Annotated in this window: 21 protein-coding genes and 1 pseudogene; 14 read left to right on the top strand and 8 right to left on the bottom strand. The window is 67.0% G+C overall.

The window, feature by feature from the left end:
- Nucleotides 1-99: 99 nt before the first annotated feature.
- The 4 genes from AC1DOC_RS03550 to xdhC all read right to left on the bottom strand — a co-directional run bounded on the left by AC1DOC_RS03550 (nt 100) and on the right by xdhC (nt 5,374).
- Nucleotides 100-1,542, bottom strand: a complete 1,443-nt coding sequence (locus AC1DOC_RS03550; protein ID WP_478129410.1) for an NAD-dependent succinate-semialdehyde dehydrogenase — start codon at nt 1,540-1,542, stop codon at nt 100-102.
- A 188-nt stretch (nt 1,543-1,730) separates the two neighbouring features.
- Nucleotides 1,731-3,071: a glycerate kinase type-2 family protein gene (locus AC1DOC_RS03555; protein WP_412511583.1), complete on the bottom strand. Its 1,341-nt coding sequence runs from the start codon at nt 3,069-3,071 to the stop codon at nt 1,731-1,733.
- A gap of 67 nt (nt 3,072-3,138) precedes the next feature.
- Nucleotides 3,139-4,344, bottom strand: a complete 1,206-nt coding sequence (locus AC1DOC_RS03560) for a urate hydroxylase PuuD (RefSeq protein WP_278875252.1) — start codon at nt 4,342-4,344, stop codon at nt 3,139-3,141.
- 223 nt (nt 4,345-4,567) lie between these two features.
- Nucleotides 4,568-5,374 (bottom strand): xanthine dehydrogenase accessory protein XdhC, encoded by an 807-nt coding sequence (xdhC, locus tag AC1DOC_RS03565; protein ID WP_015866699.1) that lies wholly within the window; start codon nt 5,372-5,374, stop codon nt 4,568-4,570.
- Between the two features lie 53 nt (nt 5,375-5,427).
- Between xdhC and AC1DOC_RS03570 the strand changes: the two genes are divergently transcribed.
- Complete coding sequence (locus AC1DOC_RS03570; protein ID WP_278875260.1) at nt 5,428-5,940, top strand: hypothetical protein; 513 nt, start codon at nt 5,428-5,430, stop codon at nt 5,938-5,940.
- Between the two features lie 4 nt (nt 5,941-5,944).
- Here the strand turns inward: AC1DOC_RS03570 and uraH are convergent, their stop codons facing one another.
- Entirely contained in the window at nt 5,945-6,295 is a 351-nt protein-coding gene (gene uraH / locus AC1DOC_RS03575; protein ID WP_015866701.1) for a hydroxyisourate hydrolase, read from the bottom strand.
- Nucleotides 6,296-6,386: 91 nt separating this feature from the next.
- Here uraH and AC1DOC_RS03580 point away from each other — a divergent pair, with 91 nt between their 5' ends.
- The 5 genes and pseudogenes from AC1DOC_RS03580 to AC1DOC_RS03600 all read left to right on the top strand — a co-directional run bounded on the left by AC1DOC_RS03580 (nt 6,387) and on the right by AC1DOC_RS03600 (nt 11,934).
- The gene (locus AC1DOC_RS03580; RefSeq protein ID WP_230537845.1) at nt 6,387-7,052 is read left to right on the top strand and encodes a GntR family transcriptional regulator; all 666 of its coding nucleotides are present in this window, start codon (nt 6,387-6,389) and stop codon (nt 7,050-7,052) included.
- 10 nt (nt 7,053-7,062) lie between these two features.
- The gene (puuE, locus tag AC1DOC_RS03585; protein ID WP_412511584.1) at nt 7,063-8,034 is read left to right on the top strand and encodes an allantoinase PuuE; all 972 of its coding nucleotides are present in this window, start codon (nt 7,063-7,065) and stop codon (nt 8,032-8,034) included.
- Entirely contained in the window at nt 8,031-9,809 is a 1,779-nt protein-coding gene (uraD, locus tag AC1DOC_RS03590; RefSeq protein WP_412511585.1) for a 2-oxo-4-hydroxy-4-carboxy-5-ureidoimidazoline decarboxylase, read from the top strand. The genes puuE and uraD overlap by 4 nt, the downstream gene beginning before the upstream one ends.
- An 11-nt stretch (nt 9,810-9,820) precedes the next feature.
- Nucleotides 9,821-10,923 (top strand): annotated as a pseudogene (locus tag AC1DOC_RS03595) (M20/M25/M40 family metallo-hydrolase).
- A 99-nt stretch (nt 10,924-11,022) separates the two neighbouring features.
- On the top strand, nt 11,023-11,934 hold the full coding sequence (locus AC1DOC_RS03600) for an alpha/beta fold hydrolase (protein WP_412511587.1): 912 nt from the start codon (nt 11,023-11,025) through the stop codon (nt 11,932-11,934).
- Here AC1DOC_RS03600 and AC1DOC_RS03605 read toward each other — a convergent pair.
- Together AC1DOC_RS03605 and AC1DOC_RS03610 are read right to left on the bottom strand one after the other, a co-directional pair.
- Nucleotides 11,897-13,213, bottom strand: coding sequence for an aminotransferase class V-fold PLP-dependent enzyme (locus AC1DOC_RS03605; protein WP_478129411.1), 1,317 nt, complete (start codon nt 13,211-13,213; stop codon nt 11,897-11,899). The genes AC1DOC_RS03600 and AC1DOC_RS03605 overlap by 38 nt on opposite strands.
- A 2-nt stretch (nt 13,214-13,215) precedes the next feature.
- A complete protein-coding gene (locus AC1DOC_RS03610; RefSeq protein ID WP_412511589.1) occupies nt 13,216-14,109 on the bottom strand; it encodes an amino acid ABC transporter substrate-binding protein in 894 nt (297 codons plus the stop codon).
- A 142-nt stretch (nt 14,110-14,251) separates the two neighbouring features.
- Here AC1DOC_RS03610 and AC1DOC_RS03615 point away from each other — a divergent pair, with 142 nt between their 5' ends.
- The 5 genes from AC1DOC_RS03615 to AC1DOC_RS03635 all read left to right on the top strand — a co-directional run bounded on the left by AC1DOC_RS03615 (nt 14,252) and on the right by AC1DOC_RS03635 (nt 18,941).
- On the top strand, nt 14,252-15,172 hold the full coding sequence (locus AC1DOC_RS03615; protein ID WP_062365868.1) for a LysR family transcriptional regulator: 921 nt from the start codon (nt 14,252-14,254) through the stop codon (nt 15,170-15,172).
- Nucleotides 15,169-15,648 (top strand): SET domain-containing protein, encoded by a 480-nt coding sequence (locus AC1DOC_RS03620; RefSeq protein ID WP_015866710.1) that lies wholly within the window; start codon nt 15,169-15,171, stop codon nt 15,646-15,648. Before AC1DOC_RS03615 ends, AC1DOC_RS03620 begins: the two co-directional genes overlap by 4 nt.
- 225 nt (nt 15,649-15,873) lie before the next feature.
- Nucleotides 15,874-17,367: an NCS1 family nucleobase:cation symporter-1 gene (locus tag AC1DOC_RS03625; RefSeq protein WP_412511590.1), complete on the top strand. Its 1,494-nt coding sequence runs from the start codon at nt 15,874-15,876 to the stop codon at nt 17,365-17,367.
- A 30-nt stretch (nt 17,368-17,397) separates the two neighbouring features.
- A complete protein-coding gene (locus AC1DOC_RS03630; RefSeq protein WP_412511591.1) occupies nt 17,398-18,135 on the top strand; it encodes an aspartate/glutamate racemase family protein in 738 nt (245 codons plus the stop codon).
- Between the two features lie 47 nt (nt 18,136-18,182).
- Nucleotides 18,183-18,941: a GntR family transcriptional regulator gene (locus tag AC1DOC_RS03635; protein ID WP_412511592.1), complete on the top strand. Its 759-nt coding sequence runs from the start codon at nt 18,183-18,185 to the stop codon at nt 18,939-18,941.
- A gap of 18 nt (nt 18,942-18,959) precedes the next feature.
- Here AC1DOC_RS03635 and AC1DOC_RS03640 read toward each other — a convergent pair whose 3' ends face one another.
- Nucleotides 18,960-19,655, bottom strand: a complete 696-nt coding sequence (locus tag AC1DOC_RS03640) for a TetR/AcrR family transcriptional regulator (RefSeq protein WP_412511593.1) — start codon at nt 19,653-19,655, stop codon at nt 18,960-18,962.
- Nucleotides 19,656-19,774: 119 nt separating this feature from the next.
- Between AC1DOC_RS03640 and AC1DOC_RS03645 the strand changes: the two genes are divergently transcribed.
- From AC1DOC_RS03645 to AC1DOC_RS03655, 3 genes are all read left to right on the top strand, one after another.
- Nucleotides 19,775-20,833, top strand: coding sequence for an SDR family oxidoreductase (locus AC1DOC_RS03645; protein WP_278881327.1), 1,059 nt, complete (start codon nt 19,775-19,777; stop codon nt 20,831-20,833).
- Nucleotides 20,834-20,849: 16 nt separating this feature from the next.
- Nucleotides 20,850-22,106, top strand: a complete 1,257-nt coding sequence (locus AC1DOC_RS03650) for an alpha/beta hydrolase family protein (RefSeq protein ID WP_412511594.1) — start codon at nt 20,850-20,852, stop codon at nt 22,104-22,106.
- A 124-nt stretch (nt 22,107-22,230) separates the two neighbouring features.
- On the top strand, nt 22,231-23,131 hold a 901-nt coding region (locus tag AC1DOC_RS03655; RefSeq protein ID WP_478129412.1), incomplete at its 3' end, for a solute carrier family 23 protein.

A 23,131-nucleotide genomic window follows, 5' to 3' on the forward strand; every position in this document is an offset into this window, starting at 1 on the left:
GGGGGGAGCGCGCCCTGAAAAAACAAGGACAAAAAAAACGGCACCGCCGCAAAGCGATGCCGTTTTTTATAAGAACCGGAGCGGACCGAACGGGGCCGCTCAGACGCTCATGATCGAAACAGCCTTGGTGTTCAGGTAAGCCTCGAGCGCCTCCGGGCCGCCTTCCGAGCCGTAGCCCGAATCCTTCACGCCGCCGAAGGGCATTTCGGGCGAGGGCGCGGCGGGCTGGTTGATCCACAGCATGCCGAGCTCGAGCTTCTGGCTCAGCAGGTGCGCGTTCTTGATCGACCGGGTGAAGGCATAGCCGGCCAGGCCGAACGGCAGGCGGTTGGCTTCGGCAATCGCTTCTTCCAGCGTATCGAAGCCGCGGATCGCCGCGATCGGGCCGAAGGGCTCGTTGTTGAACACGTCGGCATCGAGCGGCACGTCGGTCAGCACGGTGGGCGCGAAGAAGTTGCCGGTGTCGCCGACGCGTTCGCCGCCGGCCGCCACGGTGGCGCCCTTCTTGCGCGCATCGTCCAGCACATGGGCCATGGCCGTGAGGCGGCGCGCGTTGGCGAGCGGGCCCAGGGTCGTGCCTTCGGCCAGGCCGTCGCCGAGCTTCAGGCCTTCGGTGTACTTGACCAGCGTGCGGGCGAATTCCTCGCGCAGGCTGTTGTGCACCAGGAAGCGGGTCGGCGAAATGCAGACCTGGCCCGCATTGCGGAACTTGGCGGCACCCGCGGCCTTCACGGCCAGCGCCACGTCGGCGTCCTCGGCCACGATGACCGGCGCATGGCCGCCCAGCTCCATGGTGACGCGCTTCATGTGCGAGCCGGCCAGCGCGGCCAGCTGTTTGCCGACCGGGGTGGAGCCCGTGAAGGTGACCTTGCGGATGATCGGATGCGAGATCAGGTAGTTCGAGATTTCGGCCGGGTTGCCGAACACCAGGCCCACGGTGCCAGGCGGAATGCCGGCATCGACGAAAGCCTGCAGCAGCGCGGCCGGCGAGGCCGGGGTTTCTTCGGGTGCCTTCACCAGGAACGAGCAGCCGGTGGCCAGCGCGGCGCCGAGCTTGCGCACGATCTGGTTGATGGGGAAGTTCCACGGCGTGAATGCGGCGACCGGGCCCAGCGGCTCCTTGATCACCAGCTGCTGCGCGGCCAGGTTGCGCGAGGGCACGATGCGGCCGTAGACGCGGCGGCCTTCGTCGGCGAACCACTCGATGATGTCGGCGGCGGCCAGCGTTTCGCCCTTGGCTTCGGCCAGCGGCTTGCCCTGCTCCTGCGTGAGCAGCTTGGCGATTTCAGGGGCGCGTTCGCGGATCAGGCCGGCGGCGCGGCGCATGACGGCGGCGCGCTCGTTGGCGGGCGTGTTGCGCCACTTTTCGAAGCCGCGCTGGGCGGCGGCCAGGGCGCGGTCGAGGTCGGCGATGCTGGCATGCGCCACCTTGCCGATGGCCTTGCCGGTGGCGGGGTTCACGACGTCCAGCGTCTTGCCGCCGGTGGCGTCGACCCATTCGTTGTCGATCAGCAGGYGGGTGTCGGTGTAGGTGGCGGTCATGGCGAACTTTTCCTTCGAGGACTGGATGATGGTGAAAAGGGGAAATCTGGGTGCGCGGCGCGGCACCCGAAAGGTGCGCTTGCGACAACGGCGGCAAATTGCCGCCGGGTGCATAGATTAACCCGAGTTCGCCAAACCCGCCGGCGCCGGGAAACCGGCCCCTTTTGCCGTTGCCGCCGTGACGGCCGCTACAGGATCAGCAGCGCGCGGAAGTCGTTGACGTTGGTGTTGGTGGGGCCGGTCACGAACAGGTCGCCGATCGCGTCGAAGTAGCCGTACGCGTCGTTGCGGTCGAGGTGGTCCGACAGCTTCCTGCCGGCCGCGCTGGCACGCGCCAGCGTATCGGGCGTGACGAAGGCGCCGGCGTTGTCTTCCACGCCGTCGATGCCGTCGGTGTCGGCCGCCAGCGCCCAGACCTGCGGCTGGCCCATGAGCGCGCCGGCCAGGCCCATGCACAGCTCGCCGGCCCGCCCGCCCCGGCCCTTGGCCTGGCCAGGCTGGCGCGGGCGAATGGTCACCGTGGTTTCGCCGCCCGAAAGAATCACGCAGGGCCGCGCGAACGGCTGGCCGCGGTGCGCCACGGCGCGCGCCAGGGCCGCATGCATCTTGCCGACCTCGCGCGATTCGCCTTCGATCTCGTCGCTGAGGATATGCGCCTCGATGCCGGCCGCGCGCGCCGCCTTGGCCGCCGCTTCGAGCGATTGCTGGGGCGTGGCGATCAGGTGGACTTCATGGCCCTTGAACACCGCGTCGTCCGGCTTCGGGGTTTCGAGCTCGCCGCTCTCGAGCTGCGCGCGCACCGGCGCCGGCACCTCGATGCCGTAGCGGTCGAGGATGGCCAGCGCATCGGCGCAGGTGGTGGCGTCAGGCACCGTGGGACCGCTCGCGATGACGGCCGGATCGTCGCCCGGCACGTCGCTGATGGTGAGCGTGACCACGCGCGCCGGCGCGCAGGCCGCCGCCAGACGGCCGCCCTTGATGCGCGAGAGGTGCTTGCGCACGCAGTTCATCTCGCCGATGCCGGCCCCGCTGTCGAGCAGCTGCTTGTTGATGCGCTGCTTGTCCTCGAGCGTGAGGCCCTCGGCCGGCAAGACGAGCAGCGAGGATCCGCCGCCCGAGATCAGGCACAGCACGAGGTCGTCGGCCGTGAGGCCTTGCGCGAGCGCGAGGATGCGCGCCGCCGCCTGCTGCCCGGCCGCATCGGGCACCGGATGCGCGGCCTCGACGAGCTCGATGCGCTGCGGCACGCCCTCGGGGCGCGGCGGGATGTGGTCGTAGCGCGTGACGACCAGGCCCGACAGCGGCGCGTCGGCCGGCCACAGGGCCTCGAGCGCCTGCACCATCGAGCCGCCCGCCTTGCCCGCGCCCAGCACCAGCGTGCGGCCCTTGGGCGGCTTGGGCAGGTGCGCGCCCAGCGTGGACAGCGGCAGCGCGCGGTCCACCGCCACGCGGTAGAGATGTTCGAGGAAGGCGCGCGGTGCTTCGCGCGGATCGGGTGCGGGGCCGAAGGAAGGGTTCGATGCGGTCATGGCTTGCTTTGTCTCCATCGGGCGATTGTGCGGCGAACGGCGGCCTGCCCTCTTGACCGCGGTCGGTCTAGTTCGTCTTTGCCCCGGCCTGGAACCAGCGGCCGATCAGCGCGCGTTCTTCGTCGGTGATGCCGGTGGCGTTGTTCATCGGCATGATCTTCGTGACCACCACCTGCTGGTAGATGGCCTGCGCATGCGCCGCCACCTGCTCGGGCGAATCGACGCGCACGTTCTTCATCTGCACGGCCTCGCCGTGGCACATGAAGCAGCGCTGCTCGAGCACCTTCTGCACGTCCTTGAACGCCACGGCGGGCGCTGCTGCCGCAGCCACAGGCGCGGCCGCCGGCTCGGGCTTCATCCAGACGATGGTGAGCCCCAGCACCACGATGCCGATCAGCGCATAGGGCAGCGGGTTGCCCGCGTTGCCGAGCTTGAAGCGGTGCCGCACCACGAAGAACTGGCGAATGGCCGCGCCGCCGAGCATGATCAGCAGCAGCACGATCCAGTTGTACTTGTGCGTGTAGGTGAAGCTGTAGTGGTTGCTCAGCATCGCGAACAGCACCGGCAGCGTGAAGTAGGTGTTGTGCACGCTGCGCTGCTTGCCGCGCTGGCCGTGCACCGGATCCACCGGCCGGCCTTCGCGCAGCGCCTGCACGTTCTTGCGCTGGCCCGGAATGATCCAGAAGAAAACGTTGCCGCTCATCGTGGTGGCCATCATCGCGCCCACCAGCAAGAAGGCCGCACGGCCCGCGAACCACTGGCAGGCCAGCCAGGTCGCAAACACGATGAAGAGCGCGATCAGCACACCGACGATGGTGTCGCCGTTCTTGCGGCGGCCGAAGACCTGGCAGATGCCGTCGTAGACCATCCAGAACACCACGAAGAAAGCCAGGGCCACGCCAATGGCGGCGCCGGGCTGCCAGTCCATCTTCGACTTGTCGATCAGGTAGGTGCTGGCGTTCCACAGGTACGACATGGTGAAGAGCGCAAAGCCCGTGAGCCAGGTGCTGTAGCTCTCCCAGTACGACCAGTGCAGGTGGTCCGGCAGCCGCTTGGGCGCCAGCGCGTACTTCTGCATGTTGTAGAAGCCGCCGCCATGCACGGCCCATTGCTCGCCGCCCACGCCCTTGTCGAGCGACTCGGGGTCCTGCGGCTTCTCGAGGCTGTTGTCCAGCATCACGAAGTAGAAGGAGGCGCCGATCCAGGCGATGGCGGTGATGACGTGGACCCAGCGCAGCAGCAGGTTGGCCCAGTCGAGGTAATAGCTTTCCATGTGTGGTGCTCTCTCTCAACCCCGTCGGCGCGTGGCGGCGCCGCGAAGGGGTTTCTTCAGCCTGCTCACCACTGCGGGCGCTGTAAGCAGAGAAAGTGCCGCGAACGCAGGCTCCATGAAATGGGCCTCGCTCCGCTGCGGCTTGTTGTGGACCGAAAGTGTATACAGTTTTGGCAAGTGGCGGGATGCTTTTTTGAAGGCGTCGCCGCCGGGAAAACCCTGTTCAGCCCAGTGATTGCAACAACTGTGCCGCCACCGCCACCGCGATCACCTCGGGCTCCTTGCCGGTGATGCCGGGCACGCCGATCGGGCAGGTGATGCGCGCCAGTTCCTCGGGCCTGAAGCCGCGCGCCTCGAGCCGGTGGCTGAAGGTGGCCCACTTGGTCTTGCTGCCGATCAAGCCGATGTAGGGCAGGTCGCCATGCGTGCGCAGGCGCTTGAGGCAGGCGATGACGATGTCCAGGTCTTCGGCGTGGCTGAAGCTCATGATCAGCACGCGGCTGCCCGGCGCGAGCGCGGCCACGGCGTCCTGTACGGGCTCGGAATGCTCGGTCTCGATCTGCGCCGGCAGCGCACCGGGAAACACGCCGTCGCGGCTGTCGATCCAGCGCACCGAAAACGGCAGGCTGGCCAGCAGACGCGCAAGCGCAGCGCCCACGTGCCCGCCGCCGAACAGCGCCACGGGCTGGAGCTGTGCAACCAGTTCACGCTGCAAGGCCGGCGCATCGGCCGCCGTGATGCGCCGGTAAGAGAGAAACATCACGCCGCCGCAGCACTGGCCCAGGCTCGGGCCGAGCGGGTAGCGCTCGATGCCGTCGATCGCGCGCCGCCCCGCGAGCAGTTCGCGCGCTTCCCGCGTGGCCTGGAATTCGAGCTGGCCGCCGCCGATGGTGCCCGTGAGCCCTTCGGCCCACACCGCCATCCAGGTGCCCGCCTCGCGCGGCGCCGAGCCCTGCGTGGATTCGACGCGCACCAGCACCGCATCTTCGCGGGCCAGGCGCGCCAGCAGCTGATCGACCAAGCCGTTCATTCTCGATACCTTCGGTTGCGGGGATGCGCGTGACTCACTGTATAAACCCGGCGATGAACCGTCAGCTTACGCCGCGCCGCCTCGCCCTTCTTGCCTCTTCCCTCTGCGCCCTCTGGATCGCCGGATGCGGCACCACCGGCCCCGGCGCCGGTTCTGTGCCCGGCCAGCTGAGCGGGGCCACGGCCGACCGCAGCGCCAGCGGCCCCGCGCCGCGCGCATCGAATGCGGCCACCGCGCGCGACTACCGGCGCGATGCCGCGCGCCACATCTACGAGATCAACCGCTCGCGCATCTACGGCGGCCAGCTGCCGCCGCTGCTCTATGCCGTGGGCACGCTGCAGGTGAACCTCGATGCCGGCGGCCGCGTGGTGTCGATGCACTGGATGCGCGCGCCCAAGCATGCGCCCGAGGTCATCGCCGAGATCGAACGCGCGGTACTGCAGGCCGCGCCCTTCCCCGCCGCCACGCGCCTCGGCCCGGTCACCTGGACCGACACCTGGCTGTGGGACAAGAGCGGGCGCTTCCAGCTCGACACCCTGACCGAAGGACAGTCCCAGGGGGATTGACACCTCAGGACCCGCGGTAGGTCGAGTAGCTCCACGGGCTCACGAGCAGCGGCACGTGGTAGTGCTGGTCGGTGTGCGCCACACCGAAGTCCAGCGACACCTTGTTGAGGAAGTTCGGCTCGGGCAGCTTCACGCCGCGCGCCTTGAAGTAGCCCGCCACGTCGAACACCAGCCGGTAGGTGCCGGCCTTGAGCGAGTGGTTGTCGTAGAGCGGCCCGTCGCTGCGGCCGTCCGAATTCAGCGTGAAGCGCTTCACCAGCGTGGCGTCGTCGCCTTGGGTGGTGTACAGCGCCACCTCCATGCCGGCCGCGGGGCCGCCGTGCATCGTGTCCAGTACGTGAGTGCTCAAGCCCATGGGGCGCTCCTTCGAAGGTCGAATCAGGTGCGGGAAATTCCGGTGGACAAAAGTGTATACAGTTACCGGCTTTGGGTCTATCATGAAAAACATGGAGTCCTCCACCACCCGTTCGATCGTCGACGCGCTCACCAAGGCGATCGTCGACCACCGGCTGCAGCCCGGCACCAAGCTGGCCGAGCAGAAGCTGGCCGACCACTTCGGCGTGTCGCGCACGCTGGTGCGCCAGGCGCTGTTCCAGCTGTCGCAGAACAAGCTCATCCGCCTGGAGCCCGCGCGCGGCGCCTTCGTGGCAGCGCCGGCCGTCGACGAAGCCAGGCAGGTGTTCGCGGTGCGCCGCATGCTCGAGGCCGAGATGACGCGCGAGTTCGTGCGCACCGTCACGCCGGCCAAGATCAAGGCGCTCAAGGAGCACGTGGCACTCGAAAAATCCGCGGTGTCGGGCGAGGACATCTCGGGCCGCACCGAGCTGCTCGGCGACTTCCACGTGCGCATGGCCGAGCTCATGGGCAACCAGGTGCTGGCGCAGATCCTCGGCGAGCTGATCTCGCGCTGCGCCCTCATCACGCTCATGTACCAGAGCACCAGCGCGGCCGAGCACTCGAACGACGAGCACGCCGACATCGTGAAGGCGCTGGCCGCGCGCGACGAGGAGCGCGCCGTGCGCCTCATGACCGAACACCTGGAACACGTCGAAGCCAACCTCACCTTCGACCGCAAGGTGCCCACCAACGACATCTCGCTCGCCCTGTCCTGAACGAACGCCCATGACCGTCTACGACACCACCCTGCCCTACCCGCGCGACCTCGTCGGCTACGGCCGCAATCCGCCCCATGCCCAGTGGCCCGGCGGCGCGCGCATCGCGGTGCAGTTCGTCCTCAACTACGAAGAGGGCGGCGAGAACGCCACGCTGCACGGCGACGCGGGCTCCGAGCAGTTCCTTTCCGAGATGTTCAATCCGGCGAGCTTTCCGGACCGGCACATCAGCATGGAAGGCATCTACGAATACGGCTCGCGCGCCGGCGTCTGGCGCATCCTGCGCGAGTTCGAGAAGCGCGGCCTGCCGCTCACCGTGTTCGGCGTGGGCATGGCGCTCGCGCGCTACCCCGAGTTGGCCGCGGCCTTCAAGGAACTGGGCTACGAGATCGCCTGCCACGGCTGGCGCTGGATTCACTACCAGAACCTCGACGAGGCCACCGAGCGCGAACACATGCGCCTGGGCATGGAAGCGATTGAAAAGCTCACCGGCGAACGCGCCCTGGGCTGGTACACCGGCCGCGACAGCCCGCGCACGCGCCGCCTCGTGGCCGACTACGGCGGCTTCGAATACGACAGCGACTACTACGGCGACGACCTGCCCTTCTGGATGAAGGTGCAGAAGTCCGACGGCACCGTGGTGCCGCAGCTCATCGTGCCMTACACGCTCGACTGCAACGACATGCGCTTTGCGCTGCCGCAGGGCTACTCGCACGCCGACCCGTTCTTCCAGTACATGAAGGACAGCTTCGACGCGCTCTATGCCGAAGGCGATCCGCAGGGCGACAACAGCCCCAAGATGATGAGCATCGGCATGCACTGCCGCCTGCTCGGGCGGCCCGGCCGCATCACCGCGCTGCAGCGCTTTCTCGATCACATCGGCCAGCACGAGGACGTGTGGGTCTGCCGGCGCGTGGACATCGCGCGCCACTGGAAGCAGGCCCATCCTTACGAAGCGGCCGCCACCGGAGACCCGTCATGAGCCTGACCCTCGACCAACTGAATGCCGCCGCGCCGGGCGATGCCGTGGCGCTGCTCGACGGCACCTACGAACATTCGCCGTGGATCGCCGAGCGCGCGCTCGCGGCGCGCCCGTTCCGCTCGCTCGCGCACCTGAAGCATGCGCTCGTGCAGGCGGTGGCCGCGGCCTCGACCGACGAAAAGCTGGGCCTGATCCGTGCCCACCCCGAGCTCGCGGGCAAGGCCATGGTCAGCAAGACGCTCACGGCCGAGTCGACCCATGAGCAGGGCAAGGCCGGCCTCACCGACTGCACGCCCGAAGAGTTCGCGAAGATCCAGCAGCTCAATGCCGACTACAACGCGAAGTTCGGCTTCCCGTTCATCCTGGCGGTGCGCGGGCCGCGCGGCACCGGGCTTTCCAAGCGCGAGATCATCGACACCTTCGAGCGCCGGCTGCACCATCACCCGGACTTCGAGCTGGGCGAGGCGCTGCGCAACATCCACCGCATCGCCGAGATCCGGCTCGACGACAAGTTCGGCGCCGACGTCTCGCTCGGCAACGACGTCTGGGATTGGCACGAAGCGCTCTCGGCGCACACCGACCCGGGCTACGCCGAGAAAGGCCAGCTCACCGTCACCTACCTGACCGATGCGCACCGCGCCTGCGCCGCGCAGATTTCCGGCCTGATGCGCGACTGCGGCTTCGACTCGGTGCACATCGATGCGGTCGGCAACGTGGTCGGCCGCTACGAAGGCAGCACGCCCAATGCGAAGGCTTTGCTCACCGGCTCGCACTACGACACCGTGCGCAACGGCGGCAAGTACGACGGCCGCCTGGGCATCTTCGTGGCCGTAGCCTGTGTGCGCGAACTCAAGCGCCAGGGCCGGCGCCTGCCGTTCGCGTTCGAGGTGGTGGGCTTTGCCGAGGAAGAAGGCCAGCGCTACAAGGCCACCTTCCTGGGATCGGGCGCGCTCATCGGCCACTTCGACCAGCGCTGGCTCGACCAGAAGGATGCCGGCGGCATCACGATGCGCGAGGCCATGCGGCATGCGGGCCTGAAGGAAGAAGACATTCCGAAGATCCAGCGCGACCCGGCGCGCTACCTCGGCTTCGTCGAGGTGCACATCGAGCAGGGCCCGGTGCTGACCGAGCTCGACATCCCCCTGGGCATCGTCACCTCCATCAACGGCGGCGTGCGTTACGTGGGCGAGATGATCGGCATGGCCAGCCATGCCGGCACCACGCCGATGGGCCGGCGCCGCGATGCCGCCGCCGCAGTGGCCGAACTGATCCTCTTCGCCGAGCAGCGCGCGGCAAAGGACGGCGACTCCGTCGCCACCGTGGGCATGCTCGAAGTGCCGAGCGGCTCGATCAACGTGGTGCCCGGACGCTGCAAGTTCAGCCTGGACATCCGCGCGCCCAACGATCCGCAGCGCGACGCCGTGGTGCGCGACGTGCTGGCCGCGCTGCAGGAGATTGCCGACCGCCGCGGCGTGCGCTTCGTCATCGAGGAAGCCATGCGCGCGGCCGCTGCGCCGAGCGCGCCCGCATGGCAGCAGCGCTGGGAAAAGGCCGTCGATTCGCTCGGCGTGCCGCTCTTTCGCATGCCCAGCGGCGCCGGCCACGACGCGATGAAGCTGCACGAGGTGATGCCGCAGGCCATGCTCTTCGTGCGCGGCATCAACTCGGGCATCAGCCACAACCCGCTCGAATCGAGCACCAACGACGACATTCAATTGGCCGTGCAGGCCTTCCAGCACCTGCTGGACAACCTCGCCGCCGAACAAGCCCACTGAAAAGAAAAACCATGACCGACTACGCCAAGCTCGACGCCTGGATCGACGCCCACTTCGACGAGGAAGTGCAGTTCCTGCAGCAACTGGTGCAGGTGCCCACCGACACGCCGCCTGGCAACAACGCGCCGCACGCCGAGCGCACGGCCGAGCTGCTGAAGGACTTCGGCCTGGATGCCGAGAAGCACGCGGTGCCGGAACAGGAAGTGAAGGACTACGGCCTCGAGTCGATCACCAACCCCTCTACGGCCGCGCGGCCGCCGTGAGCAAGAGCGACTTCGCGAGCTTCACCTTCGCGCTGCGCGCGCTCGAAGCCGTGGCCAGGCCCACCAAGGGCAGCGTCGAGCTGCATTTCACCTACGACGAGGAATTCGGCGGCATCCTCGGCCCGGGCTGGCTGCTCAAGCAAGGCCTGACCAAGCCCGACCTGATGATCGCGGCCGGCTTCAGCTACGAAGTGGTCACCGCGCACAACGGCTGCCTGCAGATGGAAGTGACGGTGCACGGCAAGATGGCCCACGCCGCCATTCCCACCAGCGGTATCGATGCGCTGCAGGGCGCGGTGAAGATCCTCAATGCGCTCTATGCGCAGAACACGCTCTACCAGCAGGTGACGTCGAAGGTCGAGGGCATCACGCACCCCTACCTCAACGTGGGCCGCATCGAAGGCGGCACCAACACCAACGTGGTGCCCGGCAAGGTGGTGTTCAAGCTCGACCGCCGCATGATCCCCGAAGAGAACCCGGTCGAGGTCGAGGCCACGATCCGCAAGGTGATCGCCGATGCGGCCGCGGAAAGCACCGGCATCACGGTCGAGATCAAGCGCCTGCTGCTCGCCAATTCGATGAAGCCGATGGCCGGCAACAAGCCGCTGGTCGATGCGATCCAGAAGCACGGCCAGGAAGTGTTCGGCGAGCCCATCAAGGCCATGGGCACGCCCCTGTACACCGACGTGCGCCTGTACGGCGAAGCCGGCATTCCGGGCGTGATCTACGGCGCCGGCCCGCGCACCGTGCTCGAATCGCACGCCAAGCGCAGCGACGAGCGCGTGGTGCTCGAAGACCTGCGCCGCGCCACCAAGGTGATCGCGCGCACGCTGAGCGACCTGCTGGCCTGATCCGAAGCGGCAAGCGGCGCCCGCATTGCGGGCGTCCGACGCCGCGCATCAGTCGCCGCCTACATCCGCCCGCGCGCGCCGGCGCGCAGCATGGGCTGCATGACCGAACGCAGTTCCACACCCACCCTCACGGCCGACGCCCATGCGGTCGTGCATCGCTTCGCCGAGCTCGACGGGATGCAGGTCTTCTACCGCGAAGCCGGCCCGCGCGACGCGCCGGTGCTGCTGCTGCCGCACGGCTATCCGTGCTCGTCGTTCCAGTACCGCCGGCTCATGCCTTTGCTGGCGGACCGGTGGCGCCTGCTGGCGCCGGACTACCCGGGCTTCGGCCTCAGCGACACGCCGCCCGCCGAGGCCTTCGGCTTCGACTTCGATGCCTATGCGGGCTTTCTCGAAGCCTTCTCCCGCAAGCTGGGGCTTGATCGCTATGCGCTCTACCTGCACGACTACGGTTCACAGATCGGCCTGCGCCTGGCCATCCGGCATCCGGAGCGCGTGGCCGCGGTGATCATCCAGAACGGCGACATCTACGAAGACACGCTCGGCCCCAAGTACCGCGCCATCCAGGCCTTCTGGCGCGATCCGTCGGCCAGCAACCGCGCCGTGCTCGAGAAGGCGGTGAACGAAGAGGGCTTTCGCGCCGAGTTCGTCGGCGAGGTTCCCGAGGCCCAGGCGGCGCAGATTCCACCCGACCTATGGAAGCTGCACTGGCCGCTGATGAACACGCCGCAGCGCCGGGAACTCGCGCGCCAGCTGATGGAAGGCCTGAAAGAAAACCTCGAATGGTTTCCACGCTACCAGGCCTTCCTGCGCGAGCACCAACCGCCCGCGCTCATCGTCTGGGGGCCGAACGACGGCTACATGCCCGAGGCCTCCGCGCGCGCCTACCTGCGCGACCTGCCAAACGCCGAGCTGGTGCTGACCGACGGCGGCCACTGGCTGCTCGAGACGCACCTCGCGCAGGTGGTGCCGGTCATCCGGCGCTTCCTGTCCGCGGCCCACTCGCGCTGAGCGCAATCTCCCGCGTCACGCGCAGGAACTTCTCCATGTCGGCCGCCGAGTGGCAGTGCAGCGGCGAAACCCGCACGGTACCTTCGAGGCCAAAGGAGTCGAGCATGCGCTTCGAATAGATGCTGCTCGCCACGCGCTCGTAGACCGTCACGCCGCGCAAGCCGTACTCGACCACGGCTTGCGTGCAGTCGARGTGCTCGAAGCCGATGCCGATGATCAGGTCGCGCTTCGTCAGGTCCGGATGGTCGAGGAAGACCTTCACGCCCTCGATGCTGCGCAGGCCGGGCATGCCGCCGCTTCCGTCCAGCAGCGCCGACAGCAGCGCCCGCTCGTGCAGTTCGATGTGCGTGATGCCGGCTTCGAACAAGGCGCGGCGCCCGGTGGCCTGCGTGAAATGGCCACCGAGCCAGCACACGTAGTCGACGATTTCGGTGAGCACGGCAAACTGCCACGGGGCCGAGCTGCCCAGGTCCCAGAAGTCGGGCTTCTTGCCCGCGAGCTTGTGGTGCGGCAGCTGCGCCGCGCGCTCCGACACCCACGACAGGCCCGAGCCGCGGCAGCCGAAGAACTTGTAGGGCGCCATGTTGATGCCGTCCACCGGCGTCTTCTGCAGGTCGATCAGGCCGTGCGGTGCGTGCTGCACGGCATCCACCACGATGTAGAGATCGGGCTTGATCTCGCGCGCGCGCCGCACGATCTGCTCCAGGTCGAGCTTGGCGCCCGAGATGTTCGAGGCATGGATCACGTTGAGCAGGCAGGTGTCCTTGTCCACCAGCCGCACGATCTCGTCGGCATCGACGCCGCCGGTCTCGCGGTTGCTTTTCGCCACCCGCAGCTCGCGGCCGGCCTTCTGGGCATAGAGGCTCATCGCGTCGAACGACGAGGGATGCTCGAGCACGGTGGTGACCATGTTGGTGCCCGGCACGTTCTCGGCCACCGCGCGCACCATGTCGAACATCGCGCCCGATGCCGTCAGCGACGCGTAGACGCTGCCGCCCCGCGCGTTGAGGATGGTGCGCACGTCGTCGCTGCCCCGGGCCTGGATCTGCTGCAGCTCGACGGCGGTGGCGTGGATGCGCTCGGCGTTGTCGGGAATGGCGTCGACCTGCGCGAAGCGCTCGGCCGCCGCCTTCAGCCGGAACGAGCCGCCCGCGTTGTCGAAGTAGAGGCGCTCGCGCCCGTGGTGGTCGTGGTCGACGTTGAGAAAGCGCTGCTTCACCTCGCGCATCAGCGCATCGGAAAACGCCAGCCCGTTGGCGTGCTGTGTGTTGGCCGGCATGCTCAAACGCCCTTGTTGTTGGGGTTCCTGTAGGCCTCGCGCACTGCGTCGGACATCGGGAAGTTGAGGTTCACGTTGCGCGGCGGAATGGGCGACATGAACCACTTCGCATAGAGCTTGTCGATGGCGCCGGACTTCATCATCTCGGTCACCGCCTGGTCGACGATCGTCTTGAACTCGGGGTCGTCCTTGCGCATCATGATTCCGTAGGGTTCCTGGCGCAGCACGTCCTTCAGCAGCTTGTAGTCGGCGGCATTGGGCTGGTTGGCGATGAGGCCGGCCAGCTGCACGTCGTCCAGCACGTAGGCCACGGCGCGGTCGCTCGCAAGCAGCAGGAAGGCATCGGCCGTGTCCTTGCCCGCGATCTCCTGCACCTCGATGTTCTCGGTCTTGCGGAAACCGCGCAGCAGCTGCATCGAGGTGCTGCCGGCCACGGTGGCCACCGCCTTGCCCTGCAGGTCGGCGATCGAGTTGATGCCCGAGTTCTTCTTTACCGCGGCCGTGATGTTGGTGACGAAATGGCTCGGCGCGAAGTCGACCTGCTGCTGGCGCTGCACGGTGTTGGTGGTGGTCGCGCAGTCGAGGTCGACCGTGCCGTTCTGCACCAGCGGAATGCGGTTGGTCGAATTGAGCAGCGTGTAGCGCACCTCGATCTTCTGCAGGCCGAGCTTCGCCTTGATGGCGTCCACCACCTTCAGGCAGATCTCGTTGGTGAAGCCGATGGGCGCGCTCTCGGCGCCGGTCTTGTAGGAGAACGGGATCTGCGTGTCGCGGCTGCCGATCTGCACCGTGCCCGTTTCCTTGATCTTGCGCAGCGTGGGGCTCTCCTGCGCGGCCGCGGCGCCGCACAGCAGCGCGATGCTGGCGCCGAAAGCGAGGGACAGTTTGAAGTTCATGGAATGTTCCTTTGAAGATGAGGCCGGAAGTACGCGGGACTGCACGGGGCGAATCTTCGGTGCGCCATCAAATTTCCAAAAGCGATTTTTTGTGATTGAATAAGATGAATAAAAGTATTCAATTCAAGGCGCGTGCATCGTGATGACCTTCAAGCAGCTCGAGGCCCTGTACTGGATCGCCAAGCTCGGCGGCTTCGCGCAGGCGGCCAACCAGCTGCATACCTCGCAGTCGGCCGTGTCCAAGCGGGTGCATGAACTCGAGCTGCTGTTCGACACCGAGCTGTTCGACCGCAGCCAGCGCACCGCGCGGCTCACCGAAAAGGGCGAGGAGATGTTCGTGCTCGCGTCCCGGCTGCTCGAGCAGCGCGATGCTGCGGTCGAGCAGTTCAGCAAGCCCGGCGTGGTGCAGCGGCGGCTGCGCATCGGCGTGACCGAGCTCACGGCCATGACGTGGCTGCCGCGGCTGGTCGGCGTGATCCAGCGGCACTACCCCAAGGTCGTCCTCGAGCCCGACGTGGACGACAGCCTGCAGCTGCGCGACAAGCTGCTGGCCGACGAACTCGACCTGGTGATCGTGCCCGACACCTTTGCCGATTCGCGCATGCAGAGCAAGGCCATCGGCAAGGTGCAGAGCGCCTGGATGTGCAAGCCCGGCGTGGTGGCCGCCACCGGCACCGTGCGGCTGCACGAGCTCGCGCGCCACCGCATGCTGGTGCAGGGCAAGAACTCGGGCACCGGGCGCGCCTACGACGCCTGGATGAAGGACCAGGGCGTGCAGCCCGCCGACACCATCGTGGTGAGCAACCTGGTGGCGCTGACGGGCCTCACGGTGTCGGGCCTGGGCGTGAGCTATCTTCCGCGCCGCTGCCTGGACCCGCTGGTTTCGGCCGGCATGCTCGCGGTGATCGACGTGCAGCCCGCGCTGCCGGTGGTGCGCTACGTGGCCATGCACAAGGGCGAGCACCGCAGCGCGCTGACGTCGTCGATCGTGATGCTGGCGCAGGAATGCTGCGATTTCACGCGCATGTTCCAGGCGCAGCAGGACGAAGAGCCTGCAGAATGAGCGGCATGAAAACCCGCAAGCAGACCTCGTCCACGCCCTTCATCCGTGTCGGCCCCAGCGGCGTGCACGGGCTCGGCGCCTTCGCGACGCGCGACCTGCCCGCCCAGGCTTTCCTCGGCCTCTACGAAGGCCGGCGCTACACGCAGCAGGAGATCGCCGCCAGGACGTGGAACGACCAGCTCACCTACCTGTTCACGCTCTCCAACCAGGAAACGATCGACGGCGCCAAGGGCGGCAACGGCACGCGCCACCTGAACCACGCCTGCGACCCCAACTGCGAAGCGGTCGAGGAGTACGACGAGGCGGGCGAGTTGATGCTCAAGTTCCAGACCCTGGTTGCCGTGGATGCCGGCGACGAGCTGTTCATCGACTACTCGCTGACCGCGGACGACGGCTCGACCGCCGACAAATACCCCTGCCACTGCGGCTCGCCCCACTGCCGCGGAACGATGCTGTCCCCGGCCGAGGCCGACTGACCGCCCACCGGCTCCGCTCGCCCTCGAAAGGCGCCATGGCCACGGGCCAGGGCGCCTTTTTTCGTTGGCGCTGCCGGCCGCCATCTCAGGGAATCTACGGATATATGATTTGCCGGATGGGCTTGATTGCACACGGTTTTTGTATACAAATAACGCACCCGATCACCGGTGCGGAATCTGCGCTGGAAACGGTCCTCCATCCACCCATTCGCACGAGGAAAGACCATGAGCACAGTCGTCAGCCAGGCTCCCGCGGGGGCAAGCGAAGCCGGCCATGCGCCGCATGCCGAATCCAATGCGCTGATCAAGCCCGGCTACCACCCGCGGCTGACCAACGAAGACCTGGCCCCGCTGCGCAAGCAGACCTGGGGCCAATACAACATCTTTGCGTTCTGGATGTCCGACGTGCACAGCGTGGGCGGCTACATCACGGCCGGCAGCCTGTTTGCGCTGGGCCTGTCGAGCTGGCAGGTGCTGGTGTCGCTGCTGGTGGGCATCGTGATCGTGCAGTTCTTCTGCAACCTCGTGGCCAAGCCGAGCCAGGTGACGGGCGTGCCCTATCCCGTGGTGTGCCGCGCGCCCTTCGGCGTGCTGGGCGCCAACATCCCGGCCATCATCCGCGGGCTGATCGCGGTGGCCTGGTACGGCGTGCAGACCTATCTCGCCTCGGCCGCCTTCATGGTGCTCGCGCTGCACATGTTCCCGAACCTCGCGCCGTATGCCGATGTGGCCACGCACGGCTTCGTGGGCCTGTCGGCGCTGGGCTGGGTGGCCTTCATGGTCATGTGGGTGCTGCAGGCCTTCGTGTTCTGGCACGGCATGGAAGCGATCCGCAAGTTCATCGACTGGGCCGGCCCGGCCGTGTACGTGGTGATGGCCGTGCTTTGCGGCTGGCTGGTGTGGAAGGCCGGCTGGAGCAAGATCGACCTGAACCTGGGCGGCATCAAGTTCCAGGGCTGGGACGCGCTGCCGGTGATGCTCTCGGCCATTGCGCTGGTGGTGAGCTACTTCAGCGGCCCGATGCTCAACTTCGGCGACTTCTCGCGCTACGGCAAGAGCTTCGACGCGGTGAAGAAGGGCAACTTCTGGGGCCTGCCGATCAACTTCGTGTTCTTCTCGCTGCTGACGGTGATCACCACCGCGGCCACGCTGCCGGTGTTCGGCGAACTCATCACCGATCCGGTGCACACCGTGGGTAAGATCGACAGCACCACCGCCGTGGTGCTGGGCGCGCTGACTTTCATGATTGCGACCATCGGCATCAACATCGTCGCCAACTTCGTCTCGCCGGCCTTCGACTTTTCGAACGTGGCGCCGCAGCACATCAGCTGGCGCACGGGCGGCATGATCGCGGCGGTGGGCTCGGTGTTCCTCACGCCGTGGAACCTCTACAACAGCCCCGAGGTCATCCACTACACGCTCGACGTGCTGGGCTCCTTCATCGGCCCGCTGTTCGGCATCCTGATTGCCGACTACTACATCGTGCGCAAGCAGCGCATCGACGTGGACGCGCTCTACACCATGAGCCCCAAGGGCGAATACTGGTACAGCGGCGGCTACAACCCGAAGGCGATCCAGGCGCTGATCCCGTCCGCGCTGGTGCCGATCCTCTGCGTGATGGTGCCGGTGCTGCGCGGTGGCGCGAACTATGCATGGTTCATCGGCATGGCACTGGGCTTCGTCATCTACGCCCTGCTGAACCGCAGCAACAAGACTTGAAACACTGAAAGAGAAAGAAAGGGCCGCGCCGTGCGCATCAAGATCATCAATCCCAACACCACCTGGAGCATGACCGAGAAGATCGGCGCCTGCGCCCGCGCGGTGGCGAGCGCCGGCACGCAGATCGTCGCGGTCAGCCCGGCCATGGGGCCGGCTTCCATCGAAAGCCACTACGACGAGGCGCTGGCCGTGCCCGGCCTGCTGCAGGAAATTGCGGCCGGCGAGCGCGAAGGCTTCGACGGGTACGTAATCGCCTGCTTCGGCGACCCGGGCCTGAAGGCGGCGCGCGAACTGGCGCGCGGCCCGGTGGTGGGCATCGCCGAAGCCGCGATGCACCTGGCCAGCATGGTGGGCAGCCGCTTCAGCGTGGTGACCACGCTCGGCCGCACGATGGGCCAGGCCTGGCATCTGGCCGAGGTCTACGGCATGGAGCGCTTCTGCGCCAAGGTGCGCGCCTGCGAGCTGCCGGTGCTCGAGCTCGAGGAGCCCGGCTCCAAGGCACGCGAGCGCATCGTCGACGAATGCCGCCGCGCGCTCGAGGAAGACGGCTCCGACTGCATCGTGCTGGGCTGCGCCGGCATGACCGACCTGTGCGAGCACATCGGCGGCCTGCTCGGCGTGCCGGTGATCGACGGCGTGGCCGCGGCCACCCGGCTGGTCGAATCGCTGGTCGCGCTGAAGCTCTCGACCAGCAAGCGCGGCGAGCTGGCCCATCCGCTGCCCAAGGCCATGAAGGGCGCGCTCGAGAGCTTCACCTTGCGCGGCTGACGGCGCCCGACGCGCGCGGCCGCTATCCGCTGAGCCACAATCTGCGCATGCCCCGCGCCAGTTCCAAATCCACCGCCTCCCCCGCCACCACCGCCGCTGCGGCCGAGAACAGCGCAGCCGCCACCGACAAGGGCAGCTCCATCGAAAGCATCGCGCAGGACATCGCCACCGCCATCGTCGAGAAGCGCCTGCCGCCCGGCACCTGGCTGCGCGAGGAGGCGCTGGGCCGCGTCTATTCGGTGAGCCGCACCAAGATCCGCGCGGCCTTGCTGATGCTCTCGAAGGACAAGCTCATCGAGATGATTCCCGACAAGGGCGCGTTCGTGTGCCAGCCCACGGTGCAGGAGGCGCGCGAGGTGTTCGCGGTGCGCCGCATCCTCGAAAGCGAGGTGGTGCGCCTGTTCATCGCCAATGCACGGCCGCGCGACTACCAGGTGCTGGAGCAGCACATCAAGTTCGAGCGCACCGCGCTGCGCCAGACCACCACCACGGGCACCGTGCGCGAGAAGGTGCTGGGCGATTTCCATGTGGCGCTGGCGGAGGCCACGGGCAACAAGACGCTGGCCGAGCTGGTGCGCGAACTGGTCGCGCGCAGCTCGCTGATCGCAATGCTCTACTACTCGTCGAACGACCCGCATTGCTCGTCGGACGAGCACTCGGACTTCCTTCGCATCTGCCGCAAGGGCGACGTGGAAGGCGCCGTGCTCTGCATGATCGACCACCTGGAGCGCATCGAGGCCAGCCTGGAACTCGGCACCGAGAAGCCGGACCGCCAGCTCGACCTGGTGAAGGCGCTGCTCGCCTAGAGGGAGCCTGGGGACGATTCAGCGCCCGGCTTTCGGAGCGCGCTTCGTTGGCGCGCGCGCAGGAGTGCCGGCCGGTGCGGCAGCGGCCGTTCCGAGGTCTTCCGCACCTGCGATCAGTCCGCGCAGGAACACCATGATCAGCCGCCCCGAGGGATCCGGGCGCGTGCTGATCCTCTGCAGCGCCAGCCCATGCGACAGGGCCATGAAGGCGGCGGCCAGTTCGTCCGGTGCGGCAGGAGGCGTGCGCCCGAGCTTGCCGAACAATTGGCCGATCACGCCGCCGAGCTCGGACCGGTGCTTGTTCCACACCTTCTGGTACTCCGCAGCGAAGCTTCGGCTGCGGTTGGCGTGCAGCTGGAGTTCAATGGAAAGCATGCACCAGTCGGCATCGTGATTGAGCGTGGAAGCCCAGGCTTCCAACTCGGCCAGCATCTGCCCGGGCTCCTGCTGCTCGTTGCCCATCACGCTGAAGAGCTGCGTCGCCTCCGCCTCCATGTGCCGGCGCAGCAGCTCCAAGAGGACGTCTTCCTTGCTCGAGAAGTTCGAATAGAAGGCGCCTTGGGAATAGCCCGCCTTGTCCGCGATGTCGCGGATCGACGCGCCGCCATAGCCGTTCGAGACGAACAGCTGCTGCGCGGTTTCGACCAGGCGCTCGCGCGTCTGCGCCCGGCTTTCCTCGCGGGTCAGGCGCGTTCTTGCTGTCGTCGGGCTCATGCCTCAAAAGATATCACATGAACTTTGGATATCGTCCATCCAATATTCAGAAATCACTTGATATTTGAAAATGCCGCGGCTACATTCAAAACTCGTTTGATTTTTGAAATTCGATTGATATGGAAAAACCCAAGGCCTTGAGGTCCGCGTTCGTCACCGGCGCGACCGGCCTTCTCGGCAACAACCTGGTGCGCGAACTGGTCGCGCGCGGCGTCTCGGTCAAGGCCCTTGTCCGCTCGAAGGCCAAGGGCCAGCAGCAGTTTGCGGGCGTGAAGGGCGTCGAACTGGTGCTGGGCGACATGGCCGATGTGCCCGCCTTCGCTGGCGCGCTGCAAGGCTGCGACGTGGTGTTCCACACCGCCGCGTTCTTCCGGGACAACTTCAAGGGCGGCAGCCACTGGCAAGAGCTCAAGCGCATCAATGTGGACGGCACGCGGCAGCTCATCGAGCAGGCCTACGGCGCGGGCATCCGGCGCTTCGTCCAGACCTCGTCCATCGCGGTGCTCAACGGCGAGCCGGGCGTGCCCATGGACGAGACCTGCCTGCGCGAGCTGGCCGACGCCGGCGACGACTACTACCGCAGCAAGATCATGGCCGACCAGGTCGTGTCGGCCTTTCTGGGCACGCACCCGGACATGCATGCGAGCTTCGTCCTGCCCGGATGGATGTGGGGGCCGGCCGATATCGGCCCCACCTCGTCAGGACAATTCGTCAACGACGTGGTGCTCGGAAAACTGCCCGGGCTGGTGCCCGGCAGTTTTTCCGTCGTCGACGCCCGCGATGTGGCCAGGGCGCAGATTTCGGCCGCGGAGCACGGGCAGCGCGGCGAACGCTACCTGGCGGCCGGCCGCCACATGACGATGCAGGAACTGGTGCCCCTGGTGGGAAAGATCGCAGGCATCAAGACGCCGACGCGCCATTTGCCCTTTCCGCTCCTGTATCTGCTGGCGGCGGTGCAGGAGCTCTACGCGCGGACCACCGGCAAGCCCATCCTGCTCAGCCTGGCCACCGTGCGGCTGATGCGCAAGGAGGCGGGGCGCAGCCATTTCAATCACACGAAGAGCGAGCAGAAGCTTCAGCTGAAGTTTCGCCCGGTCGAGCAGACCGTTGCCGACACGCTCGCCTGGTATCGCGGCAATGGCTGGCTGCCCGGTGTGCCGGCCCGAACCGAATCCTGAACAAGAGAAAAAGACCGTGACCCACAGATCGATCCTGAACCTCTCCGCGGCCTTCGCAGCCGTCCTCTGCATCGCGGCAGCGCCGCAGGAATCCGCGGCCCAGGGCCTCCCTGCCGCGAGGACCGCGGGCAGCATGGCCGAGTTCTGCAGCAAGGGGCAGGCGGAGTACCCGGGAGGCATCGCCCGCATGCACCCTTCGTTCAAATTCAACATCTGCTGGTGGCTCGAGGATGCCGGCATCGAAGCACGCAGCTTCGACGAAATCGCCGCGGCGCTGCCGGAACACGCCGGGCCGTCGCAGGCAGCCTGGCAAGCGATCTTCGACAAGCCTGCCCAGGTGCACCTGGAACGGGCCCGCGCATTCGAAGAGCGGGGCAACGGCGCGGCTGCATCGGCCGAATACAGGAAGGCCGCTTTCTATCTTCGGATGAACCGGCTTCCCAAGCGTGTTCCCGCGGCGGACCTGCAGGCGACCGAACGAGCCCATGCGCTCCTGGGAAAGCCGCTGCAGCGGATCGCGTTCAAGACCGGCGCCAAGGAATTCATCGGCTACTTCCGGGCGCCGCCGGCACGGCCGGGCGGCAACGAGAAGCTGCCGGTGCTGGTCATTCTTGGCGGCCTCGACAACATGAAGACCGAGATGATCCGGCACAGCGACTACTTCATGGGCCGCGGCTTCGCCACCATCATTGTGGAGAACCCGGACACCGGGGAGAACCAGCTCGGCTTCCGTCCGGAGTCCCATGCGATGTTCGACACGGTGGCGGACTACATCAAGACCCGCAGCGACCTGGACGCGAACCGCGTGGCCGTGTACGGCTGGAGCATGGGAGGCTACCTGGGAACGCTGGGCGGCCTTGGCAACGACTTCTACAAGGCGATCGTCAATGTGGGCGGCCCCAGCGATTCGAGCTTTGGGCAGGCGCATTGCAAGGTGGCTCCTGCATGGATCGTCGCGCCCTACACGATGTTTGCGAACATGAATCCGCAGACCACGCCGCGCGAAGCGATGTGCGACTACTACGAAGCATTCCAGCTCTCGCGCCAGCTGAAGAAGCCGACCGCGGTGCAGCTGCGCAAGCCCATTCTCATGGTGAACGGCGCGCGCGAAGACCTCGTCTCCCGGGACGAGCCCGCATCCCTTGCGGCGCTGGGCTTCAACGTGACGCAGCTGGTGTTCGGGGAGGACGGCCACACGGCGGAGTCGAACATGAGCGAGCACTTCGAGTTCACCGCGAACTGGCTCATGCGAAGGCTCAAGATGGAAAACTGATCCGGGTTTTCCTGCATCCGGATTGCGGCATAAATTGTATACAGTTTGGCGTACACAACGAGTGGACGCCACGGGCACCGCGCCGTCCACGCCCCTTTCCCCTTGCCGCTGCAGGAGAAACGCAATGACGGCCGACACCCTTTCCACAGTCCATCCGGTGGACCAGCGGCTGCCTTCGGGCAAGCTCGCGGCCCTGGGCCTTCAGCATGTGCTGGTGATGTACGCGGGGGCCGTTGCGGTGCCGCTGATCGTCGGGCGCGCGCTCAAGCTCTCGCCCGACGAGGTGGCGCTCCTGATCTCGGCCGACCTGTTCTGCTGCGGCATCGCCACGCTGATCCAGGCGCTGGGCGCCACGCAGTGGTTCGGCATCAGGCTGCCGGTGATGATGGGCGTGACCTTCGCATCGGTCGCGCCGATGGTGGCCATTGCCAACGCGAACCCGGGCCAGAACGGCGCGCAGCTGCTGTTCGGCGCGATCATCGGCGCGGGCGTGGTGTCGATACTGATCGCGCCGCTGGTGAGCCGCATGCTGCGCTTCTTTCCGCCGGTGGTCACGGGCACCATCATCGCGGTGATCGGCATCAGCCTGATGCGCGTGGGCATCAACTGGATTTTCGGCAACCCGGTGGGGCCGACGGCGCCCGCGCTGGTGGACCCGGTGTATGCGAAGTGGCTCGCGGAGGTGACCTCGCCGGGCAGCTCGATCCCGGCGGTGCCCAAGGGCTTTGCCATCATGCCGACCGTGCCCAACCCCAAGTATGCGGACCTGTCGGGCTTCGGCGTGGCGGCGCTGGTGCTGGTGTCGATCCTGCTGATCGTCAAGTACGCGAAGGGCTTCATCGCCAACATCTCGGTGCTGCTGGGCATCGTGATCGGCGCGGTGGTGGCGTCAATCACCGGCCTCATGACCTATGAAAAGGTGGGCAAGGCCGCGTGGGTCGACATCGTGCTGCCCTTTCACTTCGGCATGCCGCAGTTCGACCCGATCCTGATCCTCACGATGACGCTGATCATGATCGTGGTGA

Source organism: Variovorax sp. 01T439_2 (genome assembly GCF_056398445.1).